The sequence below is a fragment of the Paenibacillus sp. Soil766 genome, from assembly GCF_001428105.1.
Taxonomy (GTDB): domain Bacteria; phylum Bacillota; class Bacilli; order Paenibacillales; family NBRC-103111; genus Paenibacillus_E.
Genome location: NZ_LMSJ01000045.1, coordinates 300,525 through 324,966 on the forward strand (window position 1 = coordinate 300,525; position 24,442 = coordinate 324,966).

A 24,442-nucleotide genomic window follows, 5' to 3' on the forward strand; every position below is an offset into this window, starting at 1 on the left:
CCAACCATGAGTACGTTAACTCGTAATGATGTTACCGGACGCATTATGGTCGCCTTGGACTACGCGAATGCGGAAAGTGCTGAAGGGCTGCTTAAGCAGCTTGAAGGCATCCCGTGTTATGTAAAGGTAGGAATGCAGCTGTTTTATGCTGCAGGTCCTACCTTTGTCGCGAGTCTGAAGGATCGCGGCTATAAGGTGTTCCTCGACGTGAAGATGCATGACATTCCGAACACGGTCAAGGGTGGCGCGGAGAGTGTGACGCGCCTTGGGGTTGATGTGTTCAATGTGCATGCAGCCGGAGGCAAGTACATGATGGAGGCAGCCTTGGAGGGTGTCGACAAGGGGCTAGCCCTAGGGTCATCAGTACGCCCGATCGTGATCGGCGTGACGCAATTGACTAGCACCTCGCAGCAGGTGCTGAATGAGGAGATCGGCCTTGCCGGTACAACCGAGCAGGCCGTCATTCGCTACGCCCGCTTGGCGCATGCCGCGGGGTTGCAAGGCGTTGTCGCGTCACCGCTTGAGGTGACGGCGATTAAGGCGGCGTGCGGTGACGGCTTCGTCACCGTGACGCCAGGCATCCGCCCGGCGGGTGCTGACGTAGGCGACCAGTCGCGCATCATGACGCCGGCTGAGGCGTTCGCGCAGGGGACGGACTACGTCGTGATCGGGCGACCGATCACAGGCGCAGCGGACCCAAGAGCAGCGATTGAAGCGATTATCGCGTCAATCGTCTAGGTGTAGGTTCACTTAAATCGATCTAACATTGAAAGGAACGGTGAGCGTATGAGTAAGCTCGAAACAATCGCACAGCATATTGCAGCGTCGTTATTAGATATTGAAGCAGTGGCTCTTCGTCCACAGCAACCTTTTACATGGACATCGGGACTGAAATCTCCGATTTATTGTGATAATCGTTTGACCATGTCTCACCCTGCAATTCGTGAAGCAATTGCGGATGGGTTCGTTGCCTTGATTAAGGAGAAATTCCCTGAAGCAGAGGTTGTGGCAGGAACAGCAACAGCTGGAATTCCTCATGCGGCTTGGGTAGCTCAGAAGCTAGGTCTTCCGATGATCTACATTCGCGACAAAGCGAAAGGTCATGGCAAAGAGAACTTGATTGAAGGCACAGTAAAACCAGGTCAAAAAGTCATCGTCATCGAAGACTTGATTTCCACAGGAGGCAGCTCGCTGAAAGCAGCAGTTGCGGTAAAAGACGCAGGCGCTGTAGCACTCGGTGTCCTCGCGATATTCTCTTATCAGCTTGATAAAGCGACGGATGCGTTCGCGGCGGCTGACATGCCTCTTCACACGCTTTCTAACTACTCGACATTACTTGAGGTAGCTTTGGAAAAAGGGAAGATCCAGCAAGCGGATATGGAACTCTTGCGTTCTTGGAGAGTTAATCCATCTGCTTACGGCGTATAATTGGTTGCTTCTGTGACGAGATTTGACGAATGGTGTAGGATTCCTCTATACTAAAGTGGTCTTGTAACAGACGACAAGATTTTGCGAAACCGTGTTGGTTACCGTTCGATCGGCACCGCACTGGAATGCAAATCTTGAAATTGGTTTATAATTTGAAGAAGCTCTACCTTTTCGCAAAGGTGAGCTTCTTTTTTCATTCCTCGGATTGTTTAGTCAACAATTGAATAAATGCTTGTAAGGGTTGTGACATCCATTTTTTCGGATGCAGCACGAGCTGTAAGTCCATTGAAAGTTGGTTATGCGTAAAAGGAAGCTGCCCAAGCTTTCCGAGGGCTAGCTCATTCGCTACTGTGATTCGAGGTAACAAGGCGATGCCTAAGCCGCTCATCACACATTGTTTGATGGCTTCAACATTGCCTAATTCGAAACCGATTTGTAAGGCGATGGCATTGTCTTTCAATAATCTTTCAAACTTGCCTCGATAGATACATCCTTCTTCGGTGACAATAAATTCCGTATTACCCAGGTCAGCAAGTTGAATATCCGATTGTTGCGTTAAAGGGTGATCTAAGGGTGCAACGAGGACGAGTTGTTCTTCACGGACACTTGTACAAGCAAGAGAGGGATCAGCCGGATATTGATCTAATAGAAGGCCAATATCATAATCTCCTTCTTTAACCTTTGTGAGAATGGAGGCTTCACTGTCAGGAAAGAGCTGAATATTTAACCCCGGATACAGTTGTTTAAGCTTATGTAAAAAAGGTGGCAGATAATAGGCTGCTAACGAGTTTATGGTCCCGATAGTCAACGTTCCGCTAATTTGATTGGCGATCATTTCCTTGGATTGATCATAGAGTTCTAACAATTGTTGCGTTATTACAAGTAAGCTTTCTCCAGGTGGAGTCAATCGTAACTGTCGTCCGTACCTTTCGAATAAAGGGACACCATATTCACGTTCTAACTTTTGAATTTGCATTGTAATGCTCGATTGCGCATATCCCAATTCCTCTGCAGCACGTGTGAAGCTTTTCTTACGGGCAACCTCTCGAAAGGTGCGGAAATACGTCAGATCCATGGATAGCCTCCTTTTGTTATCAATATTTTTGATGAGTTCTATCATTTATTATAGCTAACTGTGATGAATAGTTCCATGCTAAAGTAAATGTACAAACAAACGAGGCAGGGAGATGGTTGTTATGCTAAAAGAACAAGATTTACAGGGGTTATATGTACCCATCGTCACACCATTTGATGAAGAGTTTGAAGTGGATGCAGCATCCTTTTATAATCAGGCTTATAATTTGTTTCAAGATGAAATAGATGGATTAGTTGTCAATGGAACTACGGGGGAATCACCAACCATTACGAAAGACGAGTTGGGGGTCTTATTCGCTACAGCTCAAGCCGCTCGCGACGCAGCTCATGTTAATGTGCCTTTAATCGTAGGAACAGGAACGAACGATACACGTTCAACAGTGAGAAAAACAGAAGAAGCAGGGAAACTTGGTGCAGAAGCAGCATTAGTTGTGGTTCCCTATTACAACAGACCTAGTCAACAGGGGATTATTGAACATTTTCGTCAGGTAGCGGGAGTCGGTGTACCGGTTATCTTATATGATGTACCTCATCGCACAGGCGTGACGCTTGAGCTTGATACGGTTCGAACCATCCTAGATATCGATGGGGTCATTGGGATGAAGGATAGCACACCTAACACGGGGCTTGTTACGGAACTATCAAGACTGGGCTCAAAACCTATTCTGTGTGGCGAGGACACTTTGCTGTATGCAGCCCTGCAGGCTGGTGCCAAAGGGGTTATGAGTGCTTCAGCTAATGTGGAGACGGAGAGGTTTGTTTCTTTTATCCGGAACTTTGTTAGTGGGGCTCATGAGGACAGTCGACGTGAATTCGAGGAGTTACTTCCGCTGATTCGTCTCTTATTCCAAGAGCCGAATCCAGCTCCGATCAAATGGCTGCTTCATCAACAAGGAGTAATCGACTCTGGGGCATTACGATTGCCGCTTTTACCAGTAACAGAGGGATTACAAGCTAGATTAGCCGCTTATCTGTAAAAGCGAGGAGCGATTTGAGTGATAAATCGAAAAAGAGTGTTTACGGGATCACCATGGGAGCCAGTGGTTGGTTATTGTCGAGCCATTCGCGTAGGTGATCGCATCGAGGTTGCTGGAACGACAGCTATGAAAGACGGCGAGGTTGTTGGTGTGGGCAATGCATATGAGCAAACGCGGTTCATCCTTCAAACGATTGATCAGGCGCTTCAAGAGCTCGGCGCACAGCTATCTGATGTGGTGCGAACAAGGATGTTCGTGACGGATATCTCGCTATGGGAAGAGTTCGGCAGGGCGCATGGGGAGTTTTTCCGTGACGTTCAGCCGGTTGCGACGATGGTCGAAGTGAAAGCACTGATTGACCCGCGATTGTTGATTGAGATTGAGGTAGAAGCGATTGTGGCGATGGATGAATAGAGAGTAGAGAGTAGAGAGAAGTGTGTAATGTGTGGAGGGCGGAGTAGAGTAGAGTAGTCATTAAGTGTCCGAGTGACGAATGTGAGTTGAGTGGAGCATAGTATGATGTAGGAAGTTTAAGTATGGAGTAATTGAAAAGTGAAGACTTTAGCGGATTGATGGATTTTCTCCATCTAATTTCTCAAATTTCAAGTGTTAATATGGAATAGATGGAAAATGTGCAGCTAATTTCAGCTGGTTTGATCATAATCTTCGTATTCGTCAAGATTAGCTGTATGAAAACCATTTATTTCTATTATTTTAAAATAAAATCGTCCGTTTTAGCTGTATTTTTTCCGTTTAAATGGGAGAAAAACCACGATTGTACGCGGTGTTACCCAAACGACTAACAAAAAAAGCGCTACACCTCACTAACATCCGATTATTTTTTCGGCGAGTAGGGAGGAGTAGCGCTTATTCATTTGACGAGTGGTGGCTAACCCACACGTTTACCTAAAATGATCAAATCCCGCTCAACGCCATCTAACTCAGCGACGCCAGGCAAATGCGCCCAATTCGTGAATCCGAATTTGCGAAAAAGCTGCAGGCTCGGCTCATTATGCCCGAAAATAAAGCCTAATAATGATTTAAGTCCCATCTTGGGACTAGCCTCAAGCGCTTGTTCCATCAAATATCGCCCGATCCCTTGGCCTCGATAGGCTTCATCTACATAAATACTAACTTCCGCCGTAGCGTTATAGGCGGGACGCCCATAGAAGGATTGAAAACTCAGCCAGCCACAGATGCCGTTCTCATTTTCAAGCACCCATAAAGGACGGAAATCAGCAGAGTGTTCGTGAAACCAGTGCTCACGTGAAGCAGTTGTGACGGGCTCCGTATCGGCAGTAACCATGCGTCCTGCAATTGTGGAATTGTAAATACGTACGATTTCTGCTAAATCTTCCAATTGTGCATCACGCATGTGTAATTGATTCCCCATAGAAGATACTCCTTTTACTCTAGTTAAGTTAGGTTTGGTTAGATTCTGTTGTAGTTGTCGTTGCAGCCAACTCAGCTAGCTTCAACCAGTAACGACTAATCGTCTCTGTCCCATTGTCCCAATTCATCAAATGGAAATGCTCATTAGGAGCATGAAGATTTTCTCCTGGCAGCCCAAAGCCCATCAATACCACAGGTGCATGTAAAACACGACCAAGAACCTCAACAATCGGAATGGAACCTCCGCTGCGCGTATAGACAGGCCATTCGCTAAAAGTTTCTTCATAAGCTTCTGCTGCTGCTACCATAACAGGTTCATCAATAGGTGTAATAAATGGATTCCCTCGCAATTGGCGATCTAACGAAAGCGACACGCCAGGGAGTGATTGTGCATGAATATGAGCTTCCACCAGATCCATAATTTCCTCAGGAACCTGAGCAGCGACTAGGCGACATGCAATTTTGGCAGTAGCCCGATTCGGAATGATTGGTTTAATTCCCTCCCCCTGGAAGCCGCCGCTAACTGACGTGATTTCAAGTGTAGGCCGGGACGTCGTTTGTTCGTAAAAGGAGAAGCCTTGCTCCCCATAAAGCTCTGAGACGTTCAAGTTTGTGCGAACCTTGCTTTCATCAGGCTCCACTTGCTTGAACGATTCGCGCTCTTTGTCCGAGAGCTCGATAACACGGTCATAGAACCCTTGTACGGCTACACGTCCTTGCTCGTCATGGAAGGAGCTAAGGAGCTTGCTCATTGCGTGAATAGGGTTTTGTACCGCACCGCCGAAAAGACCAGAATGCAGATCACTATTAGCACCATCGATGGTGATTTCGAATCCGGCTAAGCCCCGAAGTCCATACATAAGTGCTGGTTTACCAGGACCGTGCATTTGCGTGTCGGATAGTACGATGGAGTCAGCTTGCAATTTAGCAGCATGCTCTTCAACAAAGGCAGGAAGATGCTTACTAGCAATTTCCTCTTCACCCTCGATGCAGAATTTCACGTTGACCGGAAGCGAGCCCTGGGTTTGTAGAAAAGCTTCAACAACCTTGACATATAAAAGCAATTGGCCTTTGTCATCCGTACTTCCGCGTCCGAACAGCTTATTATCACGGATTATGGGTTCAAAAGGAGGCGTTTCCCACAACTCTAATGGCTCAGCAGGTTGTACATCATAATGGCCATAAATCAGTACCGTCGGTTTGCCGGGGGCATGCAACCAATCTGCATATACAACTGGATGGCCTTTCGTAGGCATTATTTCTATGTTTTCGAGTCCGGCCTTTTGTAATGATTGCGCGGTCCATTCCGCGCATTTCAACATATCCGGTTGGTGCTGGGCAACTGCACTTATGCTTGGAATTCGCAAAAATGCCATCAGTTCCTCTATGTGTTTTTCTCTATGTGTTTGCAAGTAACTTTTGATTGATTCGATCATGGGTGTATTCTCCTTTTTTCTGTTGCCAAATAGTCTACATCACTTAACTTCCCCAAAAACAGGGAAAATCCTGCTATACTTGTAAACCGTCACATTTTATTTGTCACATGGTCAAATGAAATGGCATTTGTCATATTCGAGCGTAAGTGAAGTCAGTCTGCTAATAAGAGAACCTTATTATGGATAAGCTACAAGTAATGAACTGAATATAATGGAGTGATGAACATGAACTGGATCTATTGGGCGAAATTATACGATTCGAAGTTTCAAGCAGGCGTTTTAGCAAAACGTATGGAAGAAGATTGGTGGATCTATGGGTATGAGTGCCCGCAGGAAGTTGAGGTTTATAAGTCGAAGAAGGGACGCTTTGGCGTCAGATACAATACATAAACGAATTGATTATGCATAAAATTAACGCTTGACTAAGCCATCGCCGTTAGTGTATATTTATTTTTGTCGCTGTTGAGCGGCACACATGACGCGGGGTGGAGCAGCTCGGTAGCTCGTCGGGCTCATAACCCGAAGGCCGCAGGTTCAAATCCTGCCCCCGCAACCAAATTTCATTAGGGCCTATAGCTCAGTTGGTTAGAGCGGTCGGCTCATAACCGATTGGTCGGGGGTTCGAGTCCCTCTGGGCCCATAGCACGAAAACCCTTGATAGATAAGGGTTTTTATTTATTTTAACGACAAAACAAGCCTCTCGTTCACATCAGATTGATGGGAATGAGGGGCTTATATACGTTTGTGCCCACATTACTTTGATAATTATTGCTTCAGCTTTTTCTGTAGGGTCATCCAGATTCTCAAACCCGTCACCCATAGCGTCAACGCTGAGCCAAATCCGATAAAAGTAGACATCGCTATGAAAGTTACATTGCCGATCGTAGCGTTAAGAGGTAAGAAAAATGAAATGATGCCTAGCATACTCATGACAATTCCCGTACTATAATAAAATTTTTCTCGAAACAATTGAGCTAAAGGAAAAAAATGAATGCCAACAATGATTGCCATGATAGGGAAAAAGACTTGAAAATGATCGATTGTATGACAAATGACACTTGCAAGAAAGATCGCAATACCTTCCAACCCAAATATGAATCCAAATTTTTGATTTATTCGCTTCGAAACTTCCCTTTCCTTTGGCGTAACGGTATGATTCATGCTGCGAGATGTAATAAATAGTGAAATGGCTCCGAACAGTAAGATGACTGTCATAATAATTGAAAGAACAAGTGGCCATGGAGCAACAAGTTGATGTGAACCAACAATACCAATGGACGCCCAAAGCGCACCAAAGAAAGTCATGAACATGACGCCATTTGCTGCCCCTATGACAGCTGATTTAGACATTTTTACAAATTCACTCAATATTCATCAGACTCCTATCATTCAAATTTAGTTTCTGCACAGTCGTGGAAAGAGTTAATACTTTGTTAATAATCCATTTAGATGGATTCAATAAGCGTATACTAAAATAACTAGTAAGGAAACGTTTCCCGCAAATTGTTTGAAAAAAGGAGAAGAGAAATGAAACTTAGTAAAAAATCAATTACAGTACTTTCTTTTTCGGTTGGAGCATGTTTATTTGTATCTACGGCATTCGCCGATGCGCTGCTAGGATCTGGGTATGACCGGTTGAAGGATTCAGTGAAAAATACGGCGTCAGTGATGGAAAAAGGTCTTAACAATTATACGGTCGAGACGATGTATACATTGAAAGATAATGATCAAATGTTACTTCAATCGTCAATGTTACAGAAAATGGATACAGCGAACCAAGTGAAAGAGAACAACGAGGTAACGAAAAACGCCAAAGGTGAAACGACCTCCAGATATACCTATGCTGATAAGAAGCAAACGATTGACAAGAACGAATCGGACAATACATATTATGTATTTGAAAATTCGACAGACATGAACCAAAACCGTAAAGGTCCAGCTGATTTCAGCAATCCTTTTAAAGAAAAGGGAGCAACAGAGGTCGAGAAAATTGTTGACGCAGTAGTGGGCTCGTTGAAAGATAATGTACAAGTTGAGGAAGGAACGGATGGCGGTAAAGTATTTTCGGGAAGCTTGTCTGAGGCACAAGTGCCAGCCCTCGTCAACGCAGTCTCCTCCTTCGGGATCAAGCAGATGTTGGATAGTGAAAGAGATTTACCACAGATAGAGAGCGATATTTTTGTGAAAAAGGTTGTAGGTACGGCGAATGAGAATAAAGCAGGCTATCTAGAAAATTTGACGGGTGAAGTCACGCTGTCAGGTAAAGATAAAAATGGGGTTCAACATGACTTAAACCTCAATGTGATGTTAAAGTTGTCTGAGATTGGCAGTACGAAAATTACAAAGCCTGATCTAACTACAGCCAAGGTTGAAAAGGTTAGTCGTAATGGTGGATTCAGCACTAAATATGTGGGAACCTATCAAAATGATATTATTATGGACAAAGACGGTAAGTTTGTGAAGATCGGTGAAAGAACTGTTAAAATTACAAGTGTAGATGGCGACAATGTATCAGGGACGTATTCAGAAACCGTGAATCCTGGTTTTGAGAGCGAGTATCCAAACAAGGATGCCTTTAATTTCGAATACAACATGGCGACATCTCCAATGTTTACTTACACGGATTCGAAGGGTGAACAGAAGCGAGGCATGATTCATCCAAACATGACAGGTAAAATTTATGTGGATATGAATCTAGAAGTTAGTGATAAAAATGCTTACAAACAAAGCAACAGCATGAAGCCTTTCTACGATGGAGAATTTAGCCGCGTATTTGAATAGAAATGATTCTCAGGAGGCGGCGAATAGCGGCTTCCTGAGATTTTTTAGGGAGATGATGAATTGACAGTCAAGGCGATTGAAATAACGGGATTAACGAAGTCATTTACCAATGGCCGAGGAATCACCGATTTGAACCTAGAGGTGGATCAAGGCGATATATTCGGTTTTCTTGGACCTAATGGTGCGGGGAAAACGACAGCTATGAAGATGATTACAGGACTCATGAAGCCAGATCGAGGCGATGTGAAGATTTTCGGAGCGAGTGTGGCTGAAGACTATGTAGGCGCCATGAAATATGTAGGTTGTATTATTGAAACGGCGGAATCGTATCCGTATTTGACGGCAAATGAAAACTTGAAATTGTTTGCAAGATTTTATCCTGAAATCGATCAGCGAAGAATTGATGAGTGTCTTGAAATCACTGGGATGCTGAAATATAAAAATGAGAAATCACAAAAATTTTCGCTAGGGATGAAACAAAGACTGGGGATAGCAGCGGCGATTCTATCGAGACCCAAACTGTTAATCTTGGACGAGCCTTTAAACGGACTGGATGTGGAGGGGATGCTGGAGATGAGGAAGTTGATTAAACAGCTTTCGCAGGAAGGCACGACTTTCTTTATATCCAGCCACTTGATTCACGACGTGGAATTAACGTGTTCGAGAATTGGGATTATTTACGGAGGCAAGCTGGTTAACGTCGAATATACCCAAAATATTCTGTCTTTTTATTCATCGCTTGAGAATTATTTTGTTAGTGAGGTGGACCGGAATGGTAGGGTTTAAAGCTGCATTTATGAATGAATCGGTAAAGCTGCTCAAAAAGAAAAAAATAATGGCAGCCGCGATATTATCCATTCTTGCCGTCATGATCGGTCAAATTGCAGTAACGACTATTAAGCATGGCCTTGGATTAAGAATTGTAGGGAGCGTTGAATTTCCTATAGCCGTACTGACGTTTGTTACGTATACACTATTACCGTTGTTTGCCGTATTTGTAGCGATTGATATGTTTAATGGTGAGTCCTCATCGAATACGATGAAAATAACACTTTTAAGACCGGTTTCCAGATTTGGCGTGTTCACCGCAAAGGTTTTGAATTTAGCCCTATTTATTGCAGGTAATCTGTTGTTTATTCTGGTTCTATCGCTGCTAGCAGGGTTTATATTCAACCCTTCATCCGCCAGTTTAATTGGGATCGTCAAAGTTATTGTATCCTATGGCCTAACTTTTTTTCCTGTATTCGTGTTTGCGCTTATCGTTGTGCTGTTATCCAATCTTATTCAGGGAGGACTAGCTGTATTTTTCCTCTCCATTCTTGTGTTTATTGGTTTTAACTTCTTAGGCATTGTATTCTCATCCTATTCGAGTTTTTTTATTACGTCGATGTTTGACTGGTATACCCTTTGGATATCGGAATCCATCAATGTCTTCAAAATAAGCCGCCAGATTCTAATTATGTCTGGTTGTGGTATCATGTTATTTACTACGGGGTATTATTTGTTTGATAGAAAGGATATATAGAAAGGAAACTACATGCACTTAACGAAACGTTTTTTCACGATGAATACGCTGGCTGTGCTGCTTTCCATTGGTTTGACGATCTTGGCTGTCATTATTTTTGTTGCTACGTATACGAAAGTTTGGGGCCGCGAAGCCGGTATAGAGCAGTTTCAACGAGCATATGAGGTTCGAGCAGCCATCAGTGAGATCCAAGATGAAGCGCAGGCCCTAGGGTTCGAGGCACTCCTGGATAAGAAATATCAACAAGAGCTCGCTAATCGCGTGAACGTTTTGGATGCTAGTGCGATCCTTATTGTGGATAGAGAAGTTATGTTTGCCACGCAACATTTTAATAAGATAGATATCGAGAAAAGCATCATGCTGTCCAGTGTGTCTAATCGCAATGAGATCGAGCTTGATGGCAGAACGTATCTGTTTAACCGAGCGGATTACAAACTCGCTTCCGGCGATTCGGGTATTCTGCTGCTGCTTGCACCTGTCAAGGTAAATACAAAGGTATATTGGATGCTAAGCATCTTTACGATTAGTTTTTTTACGGTTGTATTTTTGTTGATGAATGGTTGGATTTCGTATAAGTTCTCACGTAGAATTATTATACCGATCTCCCGATTAACGGATGCTGCAATCAAAATTCGGGAAGGCGATCTAAGCAGCGAAATTTCAGAAGATGGCGAAGGGGAGATTCGGGAATTAGGGATAACCTTGGAGTTAATGCGAATCAAGCTGAAGGAATCTGTTTATTTACAGCAAAAATATGATGATAATCGAAAGTTTCTAGTTTCAAGTATTTCTCATGATTTAAAGACGCCAGTGACTTCCATTAAAGGCTACATTGAAGGCATTATTGATGGGGTTGCTAAAACACCTGAGAAGATGGAAGAGTATCTGGAAACAGCTCGCTCCAAGGCTATTTTGGTCAATGCGATGATTGATGATCTGCTTTTATATTCTAAACTCGATTTGAATCAGCTTCCTTACCATTTTGAGAAGAGTGATCTGGCCAGTTATTTCGAGGATTGTGTTGCCGATCATAAATATGAATGTGAAAAAGCGAATGTAGCCATCGCATTAATCAATGAGTTAAAAGAGCCTGTCAAAGTATTGATTGATGGCGAAAGATTAAAGAGGGTCGTGCAAAACATCATTGACAATGCCATGACGTATGCTGGAAAAGCTAATGGCAAGATAGACATTATACTCAGGGAAACTCGAACCTCTGCGATTATTGAAATTAAGGACAATGGAAATGGCATACCTGAGGACAAGCTTCCCTTCATTTTTGAACGATTTTATCAGGTAGATCCATCAAGAAAGAACGGTAGTGGACTTGGTTTAGCCATAGCTAAGCAAATTATTGAAGGGCATGACGGGAAAATATGGGCTAAAAGCACAGTAGGTGAGGGAACCGGGATCATGATATCTCTCAAAAAGTTCTAAACATGTTTGGAGGTTATGATGAAAAGAATTTTGATTGTCGAAGATGACCAGAGTATTGCCAATTTGCAAAGGGATTATCTGGAGTTAAGCGGTTATTCCGTTAAGATGGTAAACAACGGCACGGATGGTCTGAGAGTGCTCAAAGAGGAAGCGTTTGAACTTGTTATCTTAGATATCATGCTGCCCGACATAGATGGGTTTGAAGTATTGAAAACCATTCGTGAGAATGATGATATTCCCGTGCTTTTGGTATCGGCGAGAGCAGAAGAGATTTATAAAGTGAATGGTTTAGGTCTCGGTGCGGATGATTATATTACAAAGCCGTTCAGCTCGGGGGAACTGGTGGCTCGGGTAGGTGCCCATCTGAAAAAATTCGAGCGGATGAAAGAGCGGTTTGGTAAAGGCATGGAAGGAAGTACCATCCAGATCAGGGGTCTTGAGCTTCAGAAGGAAGCCAGACGCGTGTTTGTGAACGGTAATGAAGTTGTTCTTGCTCAGAAGGAGTTTGACCTGCTTCTGTTTCTTGTTCAATATCCTAATCGGGTATTTGGCAAAGAAGAGTTATTTGAGCGAATCTGGGGAATGGATGCGATGAGTGACGCCTCGACGGTAACCGTTCATATTGCCAGGATAAGAGAGAAAATCGAGGAAACCCCCTCTAAACCTCAGTACATAGGAACAGTTTGGGGATCTGGTTATAGGTTTATGGTTTGAATACGATTAAGGACTGCGGTTAACAGTCTTCGATCTTGAAAAAACAAATGGCATCTATTATATTGAGAACAGTGTATGTAAATGGGAGATATTGCCCGAAGGAGTGCGACATGTGCCGAAATATTAAACCACTGTTCAACTATGAACCGGTCGTGACAGAAGATGAAGTTCGAGCGGCGTCCCTGCAATTTGTGCGCAAAATATCAGGGTTTACGGAGCCTTCAAAAGTGAATGAGGCAGCGTTCCAGTTGGCTGTGCAAGAGGTAGCTCTGGCAGCACAGAAGCTGATGGACTCTTTGGTTACACATGCGGAGCCTCGGAATCGAGAAGTAGAAGCACAGCGAGCCAAAGAACGAAATGCCATCCGCTTTGGCACGAAAGAAGTTTAATTCATTGAAGGAATGGGCTTTTCTCCTTGGAGAAAAGCCTTTTTTCATGCCTGAGAACGGGACTTTAGATGCTTGGTAGTGTCGGGTCTCGTTCTTTTGGCATATGCTGAGAATACCAAGTGGAAAGTAGGTGATGGCAAGTGACGAAAGGGTTTGATTGTTCAACACCGCTTACGGCACAAAAAGCGGCTGCTTTCGTCGGACAAGGATTTACATTTGTTGCCAGATATTTGGTGCCAAGTGGTGCAAAGGCATTAACGAAATCAGAGTCTGACGCAATTAGTGCAGCTGGTTTACAGTTAGTTTCTGTATATGAGACAACAGCGAGTCGCGCTCTTGGTGGTAGAAGTGCTGGTTTGGCTGACGGTGCAACAGCTTTACAGGTTGCCGCACAAGTGGGGCAGCCTGAAGGAAGCTGCATCTATTTTGCTGTTGATTTTGACGTATCGTCTGCGCAAATGCCTACGGTAATTGCCTACATTAAAGCGGCAAGTGAAGCTACTCCTGCTTACACGACAGGGGTGTATGGTTCATACGCCGTCATGGAGGCTGTATATGCCGCAGGGGCTTGTTCTCGGTTCTGGCAAACCTATGCGTGGAGTGCAGGGAAGAAATCGACGTTTATTCATATTTATCAATACCTCAACGATGTTATGCTGAATGGTATAGGGATTGATTATGATGAATCGTATGGGAATGAAGGCTGGTGGAATAAACGAGTAACGCCAGAACCACCTAGCTATCCGCTAAGTGAGCGTGATGCAAATGCGATTATTCCGTTCCTTTCAGCCGGATATGGCGCTACGTCATCCGTACCTGCACAGGCTGAATTTCATCGACTCGCCAATGAATTACGTAAAGCTTCGGGTCAATCCTTGCAATAGAACTTTGCAATAGAATAAAAGAAAAAGCCCGGCTGTTATGGATATCCATCGTGCCGGGCTTTACTCATTATTGGATCACCGCACTGCGTATGTACCACCGATCTTGGACAGAGGCACGTTCAAGATGGAAAAGCACGCGACGACTCGTCACCGCGGAGGCCCTAGCAGCTGTCATCGTCACGTCGACAGCTGTGTCGAACTGAAGGAGCTGGGAGGTATCCAGCTCCTTGAACTTGGACAGGCGGCGCATGCTTCGCACATGCATCGCCTGTTCTTGCCCTGTGGTGACCTGCAGCAGCTGCAGGTCACCTTGGTGTGCGGCGCTGATCCAGACGTCGATCAGCGCCCAGGGCGAGAGCTTGCTGACGTAGTCGTTCAGCAAGCCTGCAGCTCGGTGCACCATGACTTGGTGCGCCGGGTCAACGGAGCGGGAGCCGTGCGTCACGCTCCCGAGGAAGTGAATACAGAAATGACCGTTGAAGTCATTTCCCGGTATACCATCACCGCCATGCGGCATGCCATGCATGGAGGCGGCAAGCGTGCGGCCATCCAGCTTCACTAGGACCGCTCGACGGTCCCAGCTCCACTTGCCGCCATAAATGCTTTTGAGCGTCGCGGAGTCGGTTTTCGTTAGCGGCTGTACATCCGCATGGTGAGAGCCCGCGCGACGCTGCCCTTCAAAGGTAAGTCCGCTCATCAGATCAACGACGGTAAATGAACTATATTTGGGAAGCACGAGATTTGCTTCTTCCCAAGGCAGCATCTCGCCATAATGCTTGGCGCGAAGGGATTGTACTTGTGCTTGCAGCGTTTCCTGAGCTGATTGTGGGAGAGGAATATGCTGCTTCGTTGTCCAATCAACGACTTCCCCGCTTGGGGTGACCCCAAGAAGGATGGATTGCCCCTTTTTATCATACATAAGCGTAGTGTCTGGAGGAACCACTTCTAATTTAACTTCGCCTGCCGTACTCTCTTCCAATGCGCGTTGCAATGTTTTATTGACGAAAGTAAGTTCTGTTCGATACTGAGCTCTTGGCGACGCCTTGACTTGAAGCTGAATAGTTCCCGTCTCGGCAGTAGCATCTTGGTATAACGGATCCATGACATGTGCTTGTGAACGACTGCTAATTCCTTGACTCAAAAGCTGAGTTAGAAGGAAGGTGAGAAATAGTAGCTGCAGCTTACTGCGATTTCGGCTTGATAACACGAGAGCTTCCTCCTTAATCGGATGTCATTTGTTGTCAAAGATATGCGCCTGCTTTTTGGCGTGAGAGTTACAGGTTCAGATGGCTAAAGTTGTCTAGTCAGAGTTAGATTGTGATAAAATGACAAAAGTATACGATTGGTCAATGATTTGGTAACGAAAGGAAGGAGAAATAAATGGAGGACTATAAAGGAGTACCTTTTGAATTACTTATATCAGAGCAGCGTGTTGTGCGAGGCGATATGTATAAAGCGAAGCAAGAACCGAGTAAGGGCACATTATTACTACTGCATGGTTATAAAGGCTTCAAAAACTGGGGTATGTTCCCCTATGTAGCAAGCGAATTAGCGGAAGCTGTTGATGTTGTTGCCGTGAATTTTTCCCACAATGGCGTGGGTGAGGATTTGATGGACTTTACAGAGCTAGAGAAATTCGCAGGTGATACGTATTCGAAAGATCTTGAGGATTTACAAGCTATAATCGCGGATATTCATAAACATGTAGGCAAGGAAAAGCCGATCCTACTCCTGGGTCATAGCAGAGGAGCGGGCGTAAGTTTGATTTATGCGCTGGATCATCCTACAGAAATTACTGGCGTCATCAGTTGGAATGGGATTGCTCATGTAGATTTGCTCACGCCTGAGAATAAAGCAGAGATGAGGTCCACGGGCCGTTCCTATACCTTGAATGGTCGAACGAAGCAGATGATGCCGCTCGATCTCGAAATCCTAGAAGATATGGAACGCAACGAAGCGAGATTTGATATTGTGGGTAGAATTCGTGATGCATCCTTCCCAATTACACTTGTTCAAGGCACGGAAGATGGGGAACGGTTGCTCAGGGGCTCCGAGAAACTTGTCGCGAACAACCCGGACATTCAATGGGTGAGGATTCCAGGGGGGAACCATACTTTTGGGAGTGTACACCCTTATCAAGGCGAGACGGAGCCACTGAGAATGGCGATTGAGGAAACAAGAGGTGTAATTCGTAGCATGCTGAATTTGTAGGTGTAAATGGGCTTTCTAGGCGTAGACTATTCTACTTCTGGGGAGCTTTTCTTAGTTCTATCGACCTACAAATTCATAAGCTTCCGTCGAATGATAGGTAATTTTGCAGGAATATGTTGGTAAACGGCGAAGTAGACTATTTAGAATTATTGAAACTACAAAAAAGGGAGAACAAGATGGCAATCAAATCAATTAAGTACAAAATTATTTGGCCTTTAATGGTTGTGTTGTTTGCAGTGTCCGTAGGGACAGCGACAATTACGTATCAACAGACGGCTGATAGCCTTCATGAAAAAGGCTTCACGACCCTAGAAACAGCTAGAATTGGAATTGAAAACGCTATAATTGCGAGAAAGACGACAGAAAGTGTGATGGAGAAGGAAATGGTCGGACAGGCAGCCCTACTGTCATACATGTATGATAAAATTCCGATGAACTTTAAGCAAGCTGTCGAAATAGCTGAGCGCACAGGTATAGATGAGTTTTGGATCACGAATGCGCAGGGACAGTTGGTACTGACGAATGCGGGTGAAAAGATTGATTTTAATTTCGGTGCTGACCCGAAGAATCAGGCCTACGAGTTTATGGATCTAATTTCTGGCAAGCAAAAAGTTGTCACACAGCCGGCTCAACAGCGAAGTGTTGATCCCAAGGTATATAAATACGTCGGAGTGTCCGGTTGGACATCGCCACGCATTGTCCAAACGGGAAGAGATGGAGCCACATTAACTGAACTCGATAGTAAAATAGGCGCGAAGCCGGTGCTGACGCAATTAAAGACGGAGCTAGGTGGAGATGTACTATTCGCGGGAGTGGTTGATTCCACGGGCAAACTCGTTGCCTCGTCCGATGATGCGATTACGCTGTTAGATGCGAAGCTGCTAGATTCCCTTAGTGTAAGTTTAACTGGGGACCATAAAGCGTACAAAACAATGTCCTACAATGGAACGAAAGCTAAGTATTACTTTAGAGCGTTGTCGACAGGACAAGTGCTTGTACTGACGTTGTCGGAACAAGTCTTGACAAACTTCTTCTACACGACATGCATTGCCACATTGGCTGGCTTGTTGATCGCGGGGGCTGTCTTATTTTATATTGTTAGTCGCCAGTTCAAAAGGCTGGAGAGACTGCAGTCAGCCATGGTTGCGATCGCTCAGGGAGATGGAGATTTAACAAGAAGGCTTCCCGATACCTCTATGGACGAAATCGGCAAATTGTCCACAGCGACTAATCAATTTATTGAGAAAATTCATGTGATCGTCAAGGATGTTAAACAATCTGCTCATCTGAGCAAAGGAAACGCCGATCATATTAAAGATTCGATGAAGCACACCAATGCGATTTCATATGAAATTAATACGACCATTCACGAATTGGCAACAGCCGCTGGAAGTCAGGCAGAGGTCGTGGAGGATGGGTTGAAGGGCGTACACGAATTGGCGGATTTGATTGACGACACGAAAGGGCATGTTCAAATTCTACAGAATAATAGTGCGATTATTCGTGAGAAGGAAGAGCGAGGCGCTGAAGCGATGCGATCGATGATCGAATTGATCCGTAGTAACGTTACCGTGACCAAAGAAGTAGCATCCAGTGTAAGCAAGCTTATGCAGGATATCGACGCCATTAAAGAGATGGTCACCACGATCCACGCCATCTCAAGACAAACGAATTTACTTGCACTTAACGCTTCGATTGAGGCAGCACGAGCTGGTGAAAACGGCCGAGGATTCGCTGTAGTCGCTGCAGAGGTGAGAACACTTTCCGTTCAAGCGGGCGAGGCTTCTGAGCATATTCAGACGTTGATTGAGAATGTCTTGCACTCTGCACAGCAAACATCCGCAGCGATGGAGCAGTCACTTCACATCGTTGGTTCTCAAGAAGAGAACGCAGGACAGACATCGGATACATTCGATTTCATTAATTCTTCTTTGAAGCAAATCCATGAATCCATTGAAAGTATCACGGCAGATATGGCGCATGTCGATAGCCGTAAAAACATAATTGTCGGCTTTATCGAGCTTTCCTCTGCGAGTTCCGAAGAAACGGCAGCAAGCTCCGAGGAAGTGTTGGCTAACGTTGAGACACTGGGACAAATGTTCGAGCGCGTACATAAAGAGTCGATCGAGCTTCATGATCAGATGTCAGGCTTGCAAGATGTGGTTGATCGATTTAAGGTTTAGAGGTTTAGGTGCGAGAAAGAACCCTGGGAAGGGTTCTTTCTGCGTAAGGGAAGATGATGCAGCGGTTAATTGGTATCGCAATACATGGTGGCAAAGATTCAGAGTGAAATATTAACGTGCAGGTAAATGCTAAATATTGTCGAATTTATTTCTAGATAAACAAAAATTATGGATTTAATCTGAAACGATTGGAGAGGTATCATGAAAAGGATATTTTTTGTGACTATCACATTACTTTTACTAGTTTCGAGTTGGGCTAGTGCATCAAGCTTGAATGGTGATTTTGAAGGGAATCCAATCATCTCTGTGAAAACTAATGGACAAGACTTAAAGGTAGAAGATGTTCCAGCCATCATTTACAAAGATAGAACAATGGTTCCGATCTATTTACTCAAACAATTGGGGTTGGGTGTAGCTTGGAATAGTAGTAACTACAGCGTGAATGTAACCATTCCTCAACAATCGGCTAATCCAACAAAAGAGGAATTGGTAGTAAATGATCATTTGCTGATTGAGAATACCTATCATATTTTGAGGGACTTGGATGAAGCAATGTGGAAATTCGTCAACACATTTGAATACTATGAGAAAGTAGATAATCCTTCAAACTACACGCAACTGCTTGATGAGGAATATAAGAATTTAATGAACCAACATATCGAATCCGTTCAACTATCATTGAAAATAATTCAAAGTGTAAAATCCGACAATCAAATAGACAATATTATGAAAAGTCAGGCCAAAGCTCTGGGAAGTGTCACACAATTAAAGAATCTGCTTTCCATCCAAATCTCCCCTCAAGGAAACTCTCAGATTGCTGCCAATTTAAAAATTAGTATGCTGGACTGCTTACAGGTTCTTAGAAAAAACATTGACAATACTAAGAAAATTGAACATGACTTACTTCTGAAAGAGATGGAAATATTCTTGCAATGATACATATACTATAGTTGACTCTTCACCAGTCCTATTTTTTAGTAGTCCTATATGTTGTTATTAAAACTGTCAATACTCCAATGAGTAATGCAGAAAGAATTGAGAGAAAAACGTCAGTTGTTGACGATGATTATCACTTGAATGAAAGCCTGTGCGAAATATTGCATGGGCATTTTTTTTGAAGCAAAATTGTTCCAATACATATTTATGCCCCTCAAATTGCCTCTTGAAATATTTTGAGTAACGTAAGGTGAAAATATGCAACAAAAAAACCCTTATATATCAAGGGTTTCATCGTTGTTTTTGGTATGACCTGTAGTGGGCTCGAACCACTGACCCCTACCCTGTCAAGATAGTGCTCTCCCAGCTGAGCTAACAAGTCGTTTATGGATACAGGGAGTAATATACCAAAAAATCGAGAGATTGTCAATTGTTGGACTGTGTTACTTCTGCCAGAAAAGGATTAGCTTATGCAGGGGAGAATAAGGCTTTCGTCTCTTTTTGGATCGTGGAATAAAGAAAATTTGATCAGGTTGTTCGATTGCAGAATCTGTTTCTTTAGCGAGTAGAAGGGATAGCTCATCTGGTGTAATTCCTCGTGATGTCATTGCTAGTTATCAGCCTCTCTGGTCAAGATAGTGAAGTTAATGTACCATATTTGAACGATGTTTCCTAGTACAGCTTTCATCTTGCGTGAATTTATGGTAACTTGAGAACATTAGAGTTTGGGAGGATTAGCTATGACGAAACAACAACATCGTTGGAATTTACGATTGAAGAGCAGCAATGTGTATTTAGGGACTGTATACCTAGGAGATCCGCTTCCTGAGGTGGAAGATGTGATTATGATCGGTGAGAAGAAATACACGATTCTTGAGCTCGGCAGCACACGTGACGCAAGTGACGTATTTGTTGAAGAAGTTAAGAAAAAGTAGTGGGAATAGTCGAAGGAGCAGATCTAAGTGATCTGCTCCTTCTTTGCATTAAGCAATTTGATATAAGGAAGCAAGGCAATCAACGAACATTCTATTATACTCTTCACGTGAGAGGTCTTTACTGCAGGCGATGTCCCTTCCTAAAAATTGAAACCAAGTGATTTCTGTCAGGTTTTTTTTATACACAAACTTGTCATGTTGAATAAGAAAGGTATCGTTTTCGAAAAAAGGGACTTTGTCAAATTGCAGGGCAGGTTCGTTTTGCTTTTCGCTTACTAATGTGGCCAGTAGGATTAACATGCGGAAAGGGTCACGGAAAATTTCATATTGCGTGGTCATAGCTTTCAACACTCCTTTATCGGATATCCGAGCAAGGTAATCATACTAAAACTAGTGGATTAATTATAGATGTTCGCGGAAACTGGTGAGGAAATTCAAGGGAAATCGGAGGAATTTGAAGGAAATAGAAAAAAAGACTGAAGGTCACTCTAAGGAGGATCGAGTGATTCAGTCTTTTTTGAGCTTGCTCCTACATCAAAGGATTAGCGTTTGTAGCCGCCTAGAGATTGTTCAGCGATTTGCACTAATCTTTTTGTGATGTTGCCACCGATTGAGCCAGCATCACGTGTTGCTAAATTACCGTTGTAACCAGAAGGGGAGAGAGGTACACCAAGTTCCTGAGCGACTTCATACTTCATTTGATCAAGTGCTGCTTTTGCTTGTTGGACGACTAACGTGTTAGATCTAGCCATTCAAAATCATCTCCTTTTTTATGGTACACCAGTATTATTTGAATGTTCAGAAAATTTATTCACTGAAATCAAAAAAACTTTTAGTATGTAAAATCAATAAACCCCCAACTGTTAAGTTGAGGGGGATATTTAATCATGTATGATAACGGTTACATTATTCTTCGGATTGTTCTGCTTCTTCCTCTGCAGCAGCTGCTTCTTCAATCGCTTCAGCGATTACTTCTTCAGCCTCTTGACTTACCACTTCTTCAGTGGATTCAGCAGAGATTTCTTCTTCATTTTGTTGAACTACTTCTTCTTCTTGGCTCATGTTTGTCACCTCCTCTGATACGTATAGTAACATTGTAGCACTTCTAATAGCATATACAAGTAGGTTGGGAGTGAGTCTAATAGATTTAATGTAGTCTTAATTGTTTTGTCAATCTATAGGGAAATAGTCATGCAAAACAAGTCGGATACAGTGGGAAAACCCAATATTTTCGCGGATTTCAGCTTGTATGCATGTTTTATTTTACTATGAATATAAATGAGGCTATGCAACAATATTTGATGGTTTACTATGCTGAGTTTCTACGGAAACTCATAGGAGGAATCCGAATGAATCGGTCGGATGTTATTTTAGAGCTACAACTTGTACCAGAATTATTGAAACAAGCGGAAGCTATTTATGTCGATGCGGTATCAGAGTTGAATTGGGCAAAGCATATGCTTCTAACGAAGGAGTATGAAGTGATTGGTGAAGGGCTCGTAACAGGGAAGAATGAACTTCAGCGGCAGGCGGAACTATGGCCACATACGAAAGAGTTGCAAAAACAGGTTTTACAGATGGAAGATTCCGTAGAGCATACCAAGGTGGAGTTCCATTTTTACAAACGGAAATTAGAAAACCTGCAAATCATCGCTAAGCTCATGACTATTTTATAATCTCAGTAAAACGGAACATGGAAGTGGATGCCTGTGATCGAAAGATTGCAGGTTTTTTACTTTTTCATAAGCTGATTTAGAAAATTTGTTAGTTGTGATGTGGTTATCGTGGAGGGCAGTTGTACATCCTAAGGGTAGAATATACCAATGTGTGGTTTTACAGGAGGATTGTACAAAATGAAATCAGTTCAATTTATGATGGCAGCCAGCTTGGGTCTCATGATGCTGACAGGTTGCCAAACAGTTAGAAGTACATCAACATCAGAGGCCACCACATCACCGGAAACGATACGTGTTGCGCTTATAGGAGCTAATAGCCAGTCAGTAGGTTCCGCACAATTAACCGCTGTCAGGGACGGTGTACAGATGAATGTGGAAGTCAGTGGGCTTTCTCCCGGTGTTCATGGTCTGCACATTCATGAGAAGTCTATATGTGAAGCTCCAACGTTTGATTCGGCAGGTGGGCATTTCAATCCACATATGAAGGAGCATGGCTTCCTTAATCCGAAGGGTGCTCATGCCGGCGATCTACCAAATCTTATTGTGGATGCTCAAGGTAATGGACGATTTAGCAGTGTTACGAAAGCAGTTGTTTTAGATAGGGATAAGCCTAACTCGCTATTTAAACCGGGCGGATCTAGTTTAGTTATCCATGAGAAAGCAGATGATTTGAAAACAGATCCATCTGGCAATTCGGGTAAGCGGATTGCTTGCGGTGCTGTGAAATAAGGGAAGGAAGGGTTTCGACAACATGATCAAAACACAGGATCTCAAGCTGCAAATGGATGAATTAACCAAACAAAACGATATGGTACTCATTGAATTAGAGCAGGTCAAAAAAATGTTGATCTCAAGTGCCCAAGGCTCTCAAGACAATCAAGGGCAGCAGCAAGCTTCCTCTAATAATGGTGCAGCCGCAACAAATGGGTCGGTGAATGACACATCCCAAAGTCAAGGTCAAGCACAAGATCAATCACAGAATCAAGCACAAAGTCAAGCGCAAGGTCAGAATCAGAATCAGAATCAGAATCAGAATCAGAATCAAAATCAGAATCAAAATCAGAATCAAAATCAAAATCAAGGTCAAAATATGAAATCAGACCAAGGGAACTCGAGTAATCAGCAAGTAACTGATTTGGCGAATGAACTTTTGAAAATTAAAGATTTAGTTGTGAAATTGGAGCAAAAGACATCACAGTACGTCAGCAGTCAGTCAAATGGCTCGCTCACGGAAAAGGATGCGGTGAATCTCATTTTGACTTTAATGAACGGAATGGTTGATTGGGCAAGTGAATTTGTCTCGTCAAAGGCTTCTTCCAATGGTCAAGTACAGTAACTGAATCATACGAAAAAAGCAAAAAGGCTGAGTTCTCTCAGCCTTTTTACCATGCCTATAATGTAATTATTATTATAATTAGGACTGTACAGCTTTAGCTTGCAAATTCATTTGTTTAGAGCAATACTCAATAATTTCACTACGTCTGACAATTCCAATGAATTTGTCGGAATCATCGACGACAGGTACGAAGTTTTGTGCTTTCGCCAAATCAATCAGGTCAACCATATCCGCATGAATATGAACGGGTTTATTTTTCACACGTAGAGGTACCTCTTCTAGCACATGGCGATGAGCGTTCTCAAAGCCGATTTGCGCTGAATTTTTGAGAAACCAAAGTAAATCACCTTCCGTAACGGTTCCTACATAATGTCCATCGTCGGAAAGGATCGGGACAGCGGTATATCGATGATACTCCATGCGCTCCAACGTTTGACGAAGGGTTGCTTGTGGAGTCGCGGTAATGACTTCGGATTTAGGTAACAGGAAAAAAGCGATATTCATCAGTCACACTCCTTACATAAGAATCAATGTGTCTAGTATAACAAATTTTGCGCATAGAATCTAAACCTGTGATGGATGCTAGTAGTGAGGTGAACGGAAAATGAATCGAGCATTGACTACAGCCGTGATCGGTATTGGCGCCGCTCAAGCCATCAAATTACCTTTAACGTATATGTTTAGCAAGAAATGGGATTGGTCACAATTGGTTCAAACAGGTGGCATGCCTAGTTCGCATTCTTCAGGTGTGACGGCACTTGCTACGTACATTGGGATGAAAAGAGGCTTCTCAGCCATTGATTTCGCAGTCAGCTCCGTATTCGGGGCTGTCGTCATGTATGATGCGATGGGCATTCGTAGATCCGCAGGTGAGATTGCAGTAGAAGTAAATGATTTAGACGAACAAGTTGAACGTATTGCTCTGCAGCACCCGGGGATCTATCACGCCAGAAGACGGAAAGCTTTAAAGGAACGATTGGGTCATTTACCACGCGAGGTTGCAGCTGGTGCCCTGCTAGGGTTTGCAATAGGTGCTTGCAGCTACTTAATCGAAAGAAAGTAAAGTGTAAACACTGTACGTGTGGACAACAATTCCGGAATGGGATA

Annotated in this window: 29 protein-coding genes and 3 tRNA genes; 22 read left to right on the forward strand and 10 right to left on the reverse strand. The window is 43.5% G+C overall.

All coding sequences use genetic code 11. The annotated features are described in order from the left end of the window. Nucleotides 1-6 precede the first annotated feature (6 nt). Both pyrF and pyrE read left to right on the forward strand, forming a co-directional pair. Complete coding sequence (gene pyrF, locus ASG89_RS28660; RefSeq protein WP_057314688.1) at nt 7-738, forward strand: orotidine-5'-phosphate decarboxylase; 732 nt, start codon at nt 7-9, stop codon at nt 736-738. A gap of 48 nt (nt 739-786) precedes the next feature. Continuing rightward, nucleotides 787-1,428 carry an orotate phosphoribosyltransferase gene (pyrE, locus tag ASG89_RS28665; RefSeq protein WP_057314690.1) on the forward strand — a complete coding sequence of 214 codons (642 nt, stop codon included), beginning with the start codon at nt 787-789 and terminating at the stop codon, nt 1,426-1,428. A 193-nt stretch (nt 1,429-1,621) separates the two neighbouring features. On the opposite strand, the gene ASG89_RS28670 is transcribed toward pyrE, so the two are convergent. After that, nucleotides 1,622-2,503, reverse strand: coding sequence for a LysR family transcriptional regulator (locus ASG89_RS28670; RefSeq protein ID WP_057314691.1), 882 nt, complete (start codon nt 2,501-2,503; stop codon nt 1,622-1,624). A gap of 121 nt (nt 2,504-2,624) precedes the next feature. On the opposite strand from ASG89_RS28670, the gene dapA reads away from it, so the two are divergent. Next, complete coding sequence (gene dapA / locus ASG89_RS28675; RefSeq protein ID WP_057314857.1) at nt 2,625-3,500, forward strand: 4-hydroxy-tetrahydrodipicolinate synthase; 876 nt, start codon at nt 2,625-2,627, stop codon at nt 3,498-3,500. Nucleotides 3,501-3,521: 21 nt separating this feature from the next. After that, nucleotides 3,522-3,914, forward strand: a complete 393-nt coding sequence (locus ASG89_RS28680) for a RidA family protein (protein ID WP_057314859.1) — start codon at nt 3,522-3,524, stop codon at nt 3,912-3,914. A gap of 475 nt (nt 3,915-4,389) precedes the next feature. On the opposite strand, the gene ASG89_RS28685 is transcribed toward ASG89_RS28680, so the two are convergent. Continuing rightward, the gene (locus ASG89_RS28685; protein ID WP_057314692.1) at nt 4,390-4,893 is read right to left on the reverse strand and encodes a GNAT family N-acetyltransferase; all 504 of its coding nucleotides are present in this window, start codon (nt 4,891-4,893) and stop codon (nt 4,390-4,392) included. Nucleotides 4,894-4,921: 28 nt separating this feature from the next. Further along, the gene (locus ASG89_RS28690; protein ID WP_057314694.1) at nt 4,922-6,328 is read right to left on the reverse strand and encodes a dipeptidase; all 1,407 of its coding nucleotides are present in this window, start codon (nt 6,326-6,328) and stop codon (nt 4,922-4,924) included. A 225-nt stretch (nt 6,329-6,553) separates the two neighbouring features. Here ASG89_RS28690 and ASG89_RS37225 point away from each other — a divergent pair, with 225 nt between their 5' ends. The 3 genes from ASG89_RS37225 to ASG89_RS28700 all read left to right on the forward strand — a co-directional run bounded on the left by ASG89_RS37225 (nt 6,554) and on the right by ASG89_RS28700 (nt 6,968). Continuing rightward, nucleotides 6,554-6,718 (forward strand): hypothetical protein, encoded by a 165-nt coding sequence (locus ASG89_RS37225; RefSeq protein WP_164483565.1) that lies wholly within the window; start codon nt 6,554-6,556, stop codon nt 6,716-6,718. Nucleotides 6,719-6,807: 89 nt separating this feature from the next. Next, nucleotides 6,808-6,884: transfer RNA gene (locus tag ASG89_RS28695), tRNA-Met, on the forward strand. Nucleotides 6,885-6,894: 10 nt separating this feature from the next. Next, nucleotides 6,895-6,968 (forward strand) — tRNA-Ile (locus ASG89_RS28700). A 125-nt stretch (nt 6,969-7,093) separates the two neighbouring features. Here ASG89_RS28700 and ASG89_RS28705 read toward each other — a convergent pair. Beyond that, nucleotides 7,094-7,696 carry a DUF7010 family protein gene (locus ASG89_RS28705; protein WP_057314695.1) on the reverse strand — a complete coding sequence of 201 codons (603 nt, stop codon included), beginning with the start codon at nt 7,694-7,696 and terminating at the stop codon, nt 7,094-7,096. Nucleotides 7,697-7,855: 159 nt separating this feature from the next. Here ASG89_RS28705 and ASG89_RS28710 point away from each other — a divergent pair, with 159 nt between their 5' ends. From ASG89_RS28710 to ASG89_RS28740, 7 genes are all read left to right on the forward strand, one after another. Further along, complete coding sequence (locus ASG89_RS28710; protein WP_057314696.1) at nt 7,856-9,109, forward strand: hypothetical protein; 1,254 nt, start codon at nt 7,856-7,858, stop codon at nt 9,107-9,109. Between the two features lie 60 nt (nt 9,110-9,169). Beyond that, the gene (locus tag ASG89_RS28715) at nt 9,170-9,895 is read left to right on the forward strand and encodes an ABC transporter ATP-binding protein (protein WP_057314697.1); all 726 of its coding nucleotides are present in this window, start codon (nt 9,170-9,172) and stop codon (nt 9,893-9,895) included. Continuing rightward, nucleotides 9,882-10,634 carry an ABC transporter permease gene (locus ASG89_RS28720; RefSeq protein WP_057314699.1) on the forward strand — a complete coding sequence of 251 codons (753 nt, stop codon included), beginning with the start codon at nt 9,882-9,884 and terminating at the stop codon, nt 10,632-10,634. The genes ASG89_RS28715 and ASG89_RS28720 overlap by 14 nt, the downstream gene beginning before the upstream one ends. A gap of 12 nt (nt 10,635-10,646) precedes the next feature. Continuing rightward, the gene (locus tag ASG89_RS28725) at nt 10,647-12,071 is read left to right on the forward strand and encodes a sensor histidine kinase (protein WP_057314701.1); all 1,425 of its coding nucleotides are present in this window, start codon (nt 10,647-10,649) and stop codon (nt 12,069-12,071) included. Nucleotides 12,072-12,089: 18 nt separating this feature from the next. Continuing rightward, the gene (locus ASG89_RS28730; RefSeq protein ID WP_057314703.1) at nt 12,090-12,785 is read left to right on the forward strand and encodes a response regulator transcription factor; all 696 of its coding nucleotides are present in this window, start codon (nt 12,090-12,092) and stop codon (nt 12,783-12,785) included. Nucleotides 12,786-12,895: 110 nt separating this feature from the next. Beyond that, on the forward strand, nt 12,896-13,174 hold the full coding sequence (locus ASG89_RS28735; RefSeq protein ID WP_057314704.1) for a DUF2277 domain-containing protein: 279 nt from the start codon (nt 12,896-12,898) through the stop codon (nt 13,172-13,174). Nucleotides 13,175-13,314: 140 nt separating this feature from the next. After that, complete coding sequence (locus ASG89_RS28740; protein WP_057314705.1) at nt 13,315-14,058, forward strand: DUF1906 domain-containing protein; 744 nt, start codon at nt 13,315-13,317, stop codon at nt 14,056-14,058. A gap of 67 nt (nt 14,059-14,125) precedes the next feature. On the opposite strand, the gene ASG89_RS28745 is transcribed toward ASG89_RS28740, so the two are convergent. Beyond that, nucleotides 14,126-15,265: a hypothetical protein gene (locus ASG89_RS28745; RefSeq protein WP_057314706.1), complete on the reverse strand. Its 1,140-nt coding sequence runs from the start codon at nt 15,263-15,265 to the stop codon at nt 14,126-14,128. Between the two features lie 173 nt (nt 15,266-15,438). Between ASG89_RS28745 and ASG89_RS28750 the strand changes: the two genes are divergently transcribed. The 3 genes from ASG89_RS28750 (at nt 15,439) to ASG89_RS28760 (ending at nt 19,388) form a co-directional block, all read left to right on the forward strand. Continuing rightward, on the forward strand, nt 15,439-16,269 hold the full coding sequence (locus ASG89_RS28750) for an alpha/beta hydrolase family protein (RefSeq protein ID WP_057314708.1): 831 nt from the start codon (nt 15,439-15,441) through the stop codon (nt 16,267-16,269). A gap of 176 nt (nt 16,270-16,445) precedes the next feature. Continuing rightward, nucleotides 16,446-18,452, forward strand: a complete 2,007-nt coding sequence (locus ASG89_RS28755; protein WP_057314709.1) for a methyl-accepting chemotaxis protein — start codon at nt 16,446-16,448, stop codon at nt 18,450-18,452. Between the two features lie 201 nt (nt 18,453-18,653). Continuing rightward, a complete protein-coding gene (locus tag ASG89_RS28760; RefSeq protein ID WP_057314710.1) occupies nt 18,654-19,388 on the forward strand; it encodes a stalk domain-containing protein in 735 nt (244 codons plus the stop codon). A 309-nt stretch (nt 19,389-19,697) separates the two neighbouring features. Here ASG89_RS28760 and ASG89_RS28765 read toward each other — a convergent pair. After that, nucleotides 19,698-19,770: transfer RNA gene (locus ASG89_RS28765), tRNA-Val, on the reverse strand. 358 nt (nt 19,771-20,128) lie between these two features. Here ASG89_RS28765 and ASG89_RS28770 point away from each other — a divergent pair. Next, the gene (locus ASG89_RS28770) at nt 20,129-20,323 is read left to right on the forward strand and encodes a hypothetical protein (RefSeq protein WP_028558119.1); all 195 of its coding nucleotides are present in this window, start codon (nt 20,129-20,131) and stop codon (nt 20,321-20,323) included. A gap of 48 nt (nt 20,324-20,371) precedes the next feature. Here ASG89_RS28770 and ASG89_RS28775 read toward each other — a convergent pair whose 3' ends face one another. The 3 genes from ASG89_RS28775 to ASG89_RS36795 all read right to left on the reverse strand — a co-directional run bounded on the left by ASG89_RS28775 (nt 20,372) and on the right by ASG89_RS36795 (nt 21,385). Beyond that, on the reverse strand, nt 20,372-20,662 hold the full coding sequence (locus tag ASG89_RS28775; RefSeq protein ID WP_057314712.1) for a hypothetical protein: 291 nt from the start codon (nt 20,660-20,662) through the stop codon (nt 20,372-20,374). Between the two features lie 203 nt (nt 20,663-20,865). Continuing rightward, on the reverse strand, nt 20,866-21,075 hold the full coding sequence (locus ASG89_RS28780; RefSeq protein WP_057314713.1) for an alpha/beta-type small acid-soluble spore protein: 210 nt from the start codon (nt 21,073-21,075) through the stop codon (nt 20,866-20,868). A 154-nt stretch (nt 21,076-21,229) separates the two neighbouring features. After that, nucleotides 21,230-21,385, reverse strand: a complete 156-nt coding sequence (locus ASG89_RS36795) for a hypothetical protein (protein WP_157276851.1) — start codon at nt 21,383-21,385, stop codon at nt 21,230-21,232. 287 nt (nt 21,386-21,672) lie between these two features. Here ASG89_RS36795 and ASG89_RS28785 point away from each other — a divergent pair, with 287 nt between their 5' ends. From ASG89_RS28785 to ASG89_RS28795, 3 genes are all read left to right on the forward strand, one after another. After that, nucleotides 21,673-21,999 carry a hypothetical protein gene (locus ASG89_RS28785; RefSeq protein ID WP_057314714.1) on the forward strand — a complete coding sequence of 109 codons (327 nt, stop codon included), beginning with the start codon at nt 21,673-21,675 and terminating at the stop codon, nt 21,997-21,999. A 177-nt stretch (nt 22,000-22,176) separates the two neighbouring features. Then, nucleotides 22,177-22,728, forward strand: coding sequence for a superoxide dismutase family protein (locus ASG89_RS28790; protein WP_063868198.1), 552 nt, complete (start codon nt 22,177-22,179; stop codon nt 22,726-22,728). Between the two features lie 22 nt (nt 22,729-22,750). Continuing rightward, nucleotides 22,751-23,335: a hypothetical protein gene (locus ASG89_RS28795; protein WP_057314715.1), complete on the forward strand. Its 585-nt coding sequence runs from the start codon at nt 22,751-22,753 to the stop codon at nt 23,333-23,335. Between the two features lie 78 nt (nt 23,336-23,413). Here ASG89_RS28795 and ASG89_RS28800 read toward each other — a convergent pair whose 3' ends face one another. Then, the gene (locus tag ASG89_RS28800; RefSeq protein ID WP_057314717.1) at nt 23,414-23,839 is read right to left on the reverse strand and encodes a CBS domain-containing protein; all 426 of its coding nucleotides are present in this window, start codon (nt 23,837-23,839) and stop codon (nt 23,414-23,416) included. A gap of 100 nt (nt 23,840-23,939) precedes the next feature. On the opposite strand from ASG89_RS28800, the gene ASG89_RS28805 reads away from it, so the two are divergent. Further along, nucleotides 23,940-24,398 carry a divergent PAP2 family protein gene (locus ASG89_RS28805; protein WP_057314718.1) on the forward strand — a complete coding sequence of 153 codons (459 nt, stop codon included), beginning with the start codon at nt 23,940-23,942 and terminating at the stop codon, nt 24,396-24,398. The last annotated feature ends 44 nt before the right edge of the window (nt 24,399-24,442 follow it).

What these genes read in the sequence shown, in the direction of transcription:
- ASG89_RS28710 (WP_057314696.1), top strand. Translation starts at nt 7,856, where the DNA reads ATGAAACTTAGTAAAAAATCAATTACAGTACTTTCTTTTTCGGTTGGA.
- ASG89_RS28800 (WP_057314717.1), bottom strand. Translation starts at nt 23,839, where the DNA reads ATGAATATCGCTTTTTTCCTGTTACCTAAATCCGAAGTCATTACCGCG.
- ASG89_RS28750 (WP_057314708.1), top strand. Translation starts at nt 15,439, where the DNA reads ATGGAGGACTATAAAGGAGTACCTTTTGAATTACTTATATCAGAGCAG.
- ASG89_RS28725 (WP_057314701.1), top strand. Translation starts at nt 10,647, where the DNA reads ATGCACTTAACGAAACGTTTTTTCACGATGAATACGCTGGCTGTGCTG.
- ASG89_RS28720 (WP_057314699.1), top strand. Translation starts at nt 9,882, where the DNA reads ATGGTAGGGTTTAAAGCTGCATTTATGAATGAATCGGTAAAGCTGCTC.
- ASG89_RS28780 (WP_057314713.1), bottom strand. Translation starts at nt 21,075, where the DNA reads ATGGCTAGATCTAACACGTTAGTCGTCCAACAAGCAAAAGCAGCACTT.
- ASG89_RS28735 (WP_057314704.1), top strand. Translation starts at nt 12,896, where the DNA reads ATGTGCCGAAATATTAAACCACTGTTCAACTATGAACCGGTCGTGACA.
- ASG89_RS28755 (WP_057314709.1), top strand. Translation starts at nt 16,446, where the DNA reads ATGGCAATCAAATCAATTAAGTACAAAATTATTTGGCCTTTAATGGTT.
- pyrE (WP_057314690.1), top strand. Translation starts at nt 787, where the DNA reads ATGAGTAAGCTCGAAACAATCGCACAGCATATTGCAGCGTCGTTATTA.
- ASG89_RS28790 (WP_063868198.1), top strand. Translation starts at nt 22,177, where the DNA reads ATGAAATCAGTTCAATTTATGATGGCAGCCAGCTTGGGTCTCATGATG.
- ASG89_RS28670 (WP_057314691.1), bottom strand. Translation starts at nt 2,503, where the DNA reads ATGGATCTGACGTATTTCCGCACCTTTCGAGAGGTTGCCCGTAAGAAA.
- ASG89_RS28805 (WP_057314718.1), top strand. Translation starts at nt 23,940, where the DNA reads ATGAATCGAGCATTGACTACAGCCGTGATCGGTATTGGCGCCGCTCAA.
- ASG89_RS37225 (WP_164483565.1), top strand. Translation starts at nt 6,554, where the DNA reads ATGAACTGGATCTATTGGGCGAAATTATACGATTCGAAGTTTCAAGCA.
- ASG89_RS28760 (WP_057314710.1), top strand. Translation starts at nt 18,654, where the DNA reads ATGAAAAGGATATTTTTTGTGACTATCACATTACTTTTACTAGTTTCG.
- ASG89_RS36795 (WP_157276851.1), bottom strand. Translation starts at nt 21,385, where the DNA reads ATGAGCCAAGAAGAAGAAGTAGTTCAACAAAATGAAGAAGAAATCTCT.
- dapA (WP_057314857.1), top strand. Translation starts at nt 2,625, where the DNA reads ATGCTAAAAGAACAAGATTTACAGGGGTTATATGTACCCATCGTCACA.
- ASG89_RS28770 (WP_028558119.1), top strand. Translation starts at nt 20,129, where the DNA reads ATGACGAAACAACAACATCGTTGGAATTTACGATTGAAGAGCAGCAAT.
- ASG89_RS28730 (WP_057314703.1), top strand. Translation starts at nt 12,090, where the DNA reads ATGAAAAGAATTTTGATTGTCGAAGATGACCAGAGTATTGCCAATTTG.
- pyrF (WP_057314688.1), top strand. Translation starts at nt 7, where the DNA reads ATGAGTACGTTAACTCGTAATGATGTTACCGGACGCATTATGGTCGCC.
- ASG89_RS28785 (WP_057314714.1), top strand. Translation starts at nt 21,673, where the DNA reads ATGAATCGGTCGGATGTTATTTTAGAGCTACAACTTGTACCAGAATTA.
- ASG89_RS28795 (WP_057314715.1), top strand. Translation starts at nt 22,751, where the DNA reads ATGATCAAAACACAGGATCTCAAGCTGCAAATGGATGAATTAACCAAA.
- ASG89_RS28775 (WP_057314712.1), bottom strand. Translation starts at nt 20,662, where the DNA reads ATGACCACGCAATATGAAATTTTCCGTGACCCTTTCCGCATGTTAATC.
- ASG89_RS28690 (WP_057314694.1), bottom strand. Translation starts at nt 6,328, where the DNA reads ATGATCGAATCAATCAAAAGTTACTTGCAAACACATAGAGAAAAACAC.
- ASG89_RS28685 (WP_057314692.1), bottom strand. Translation starts at nt 4,893, where the DNA reads ATGGGGAATCAATTACACATGCGTGATGCACAATTGGAAGATTTAGCA.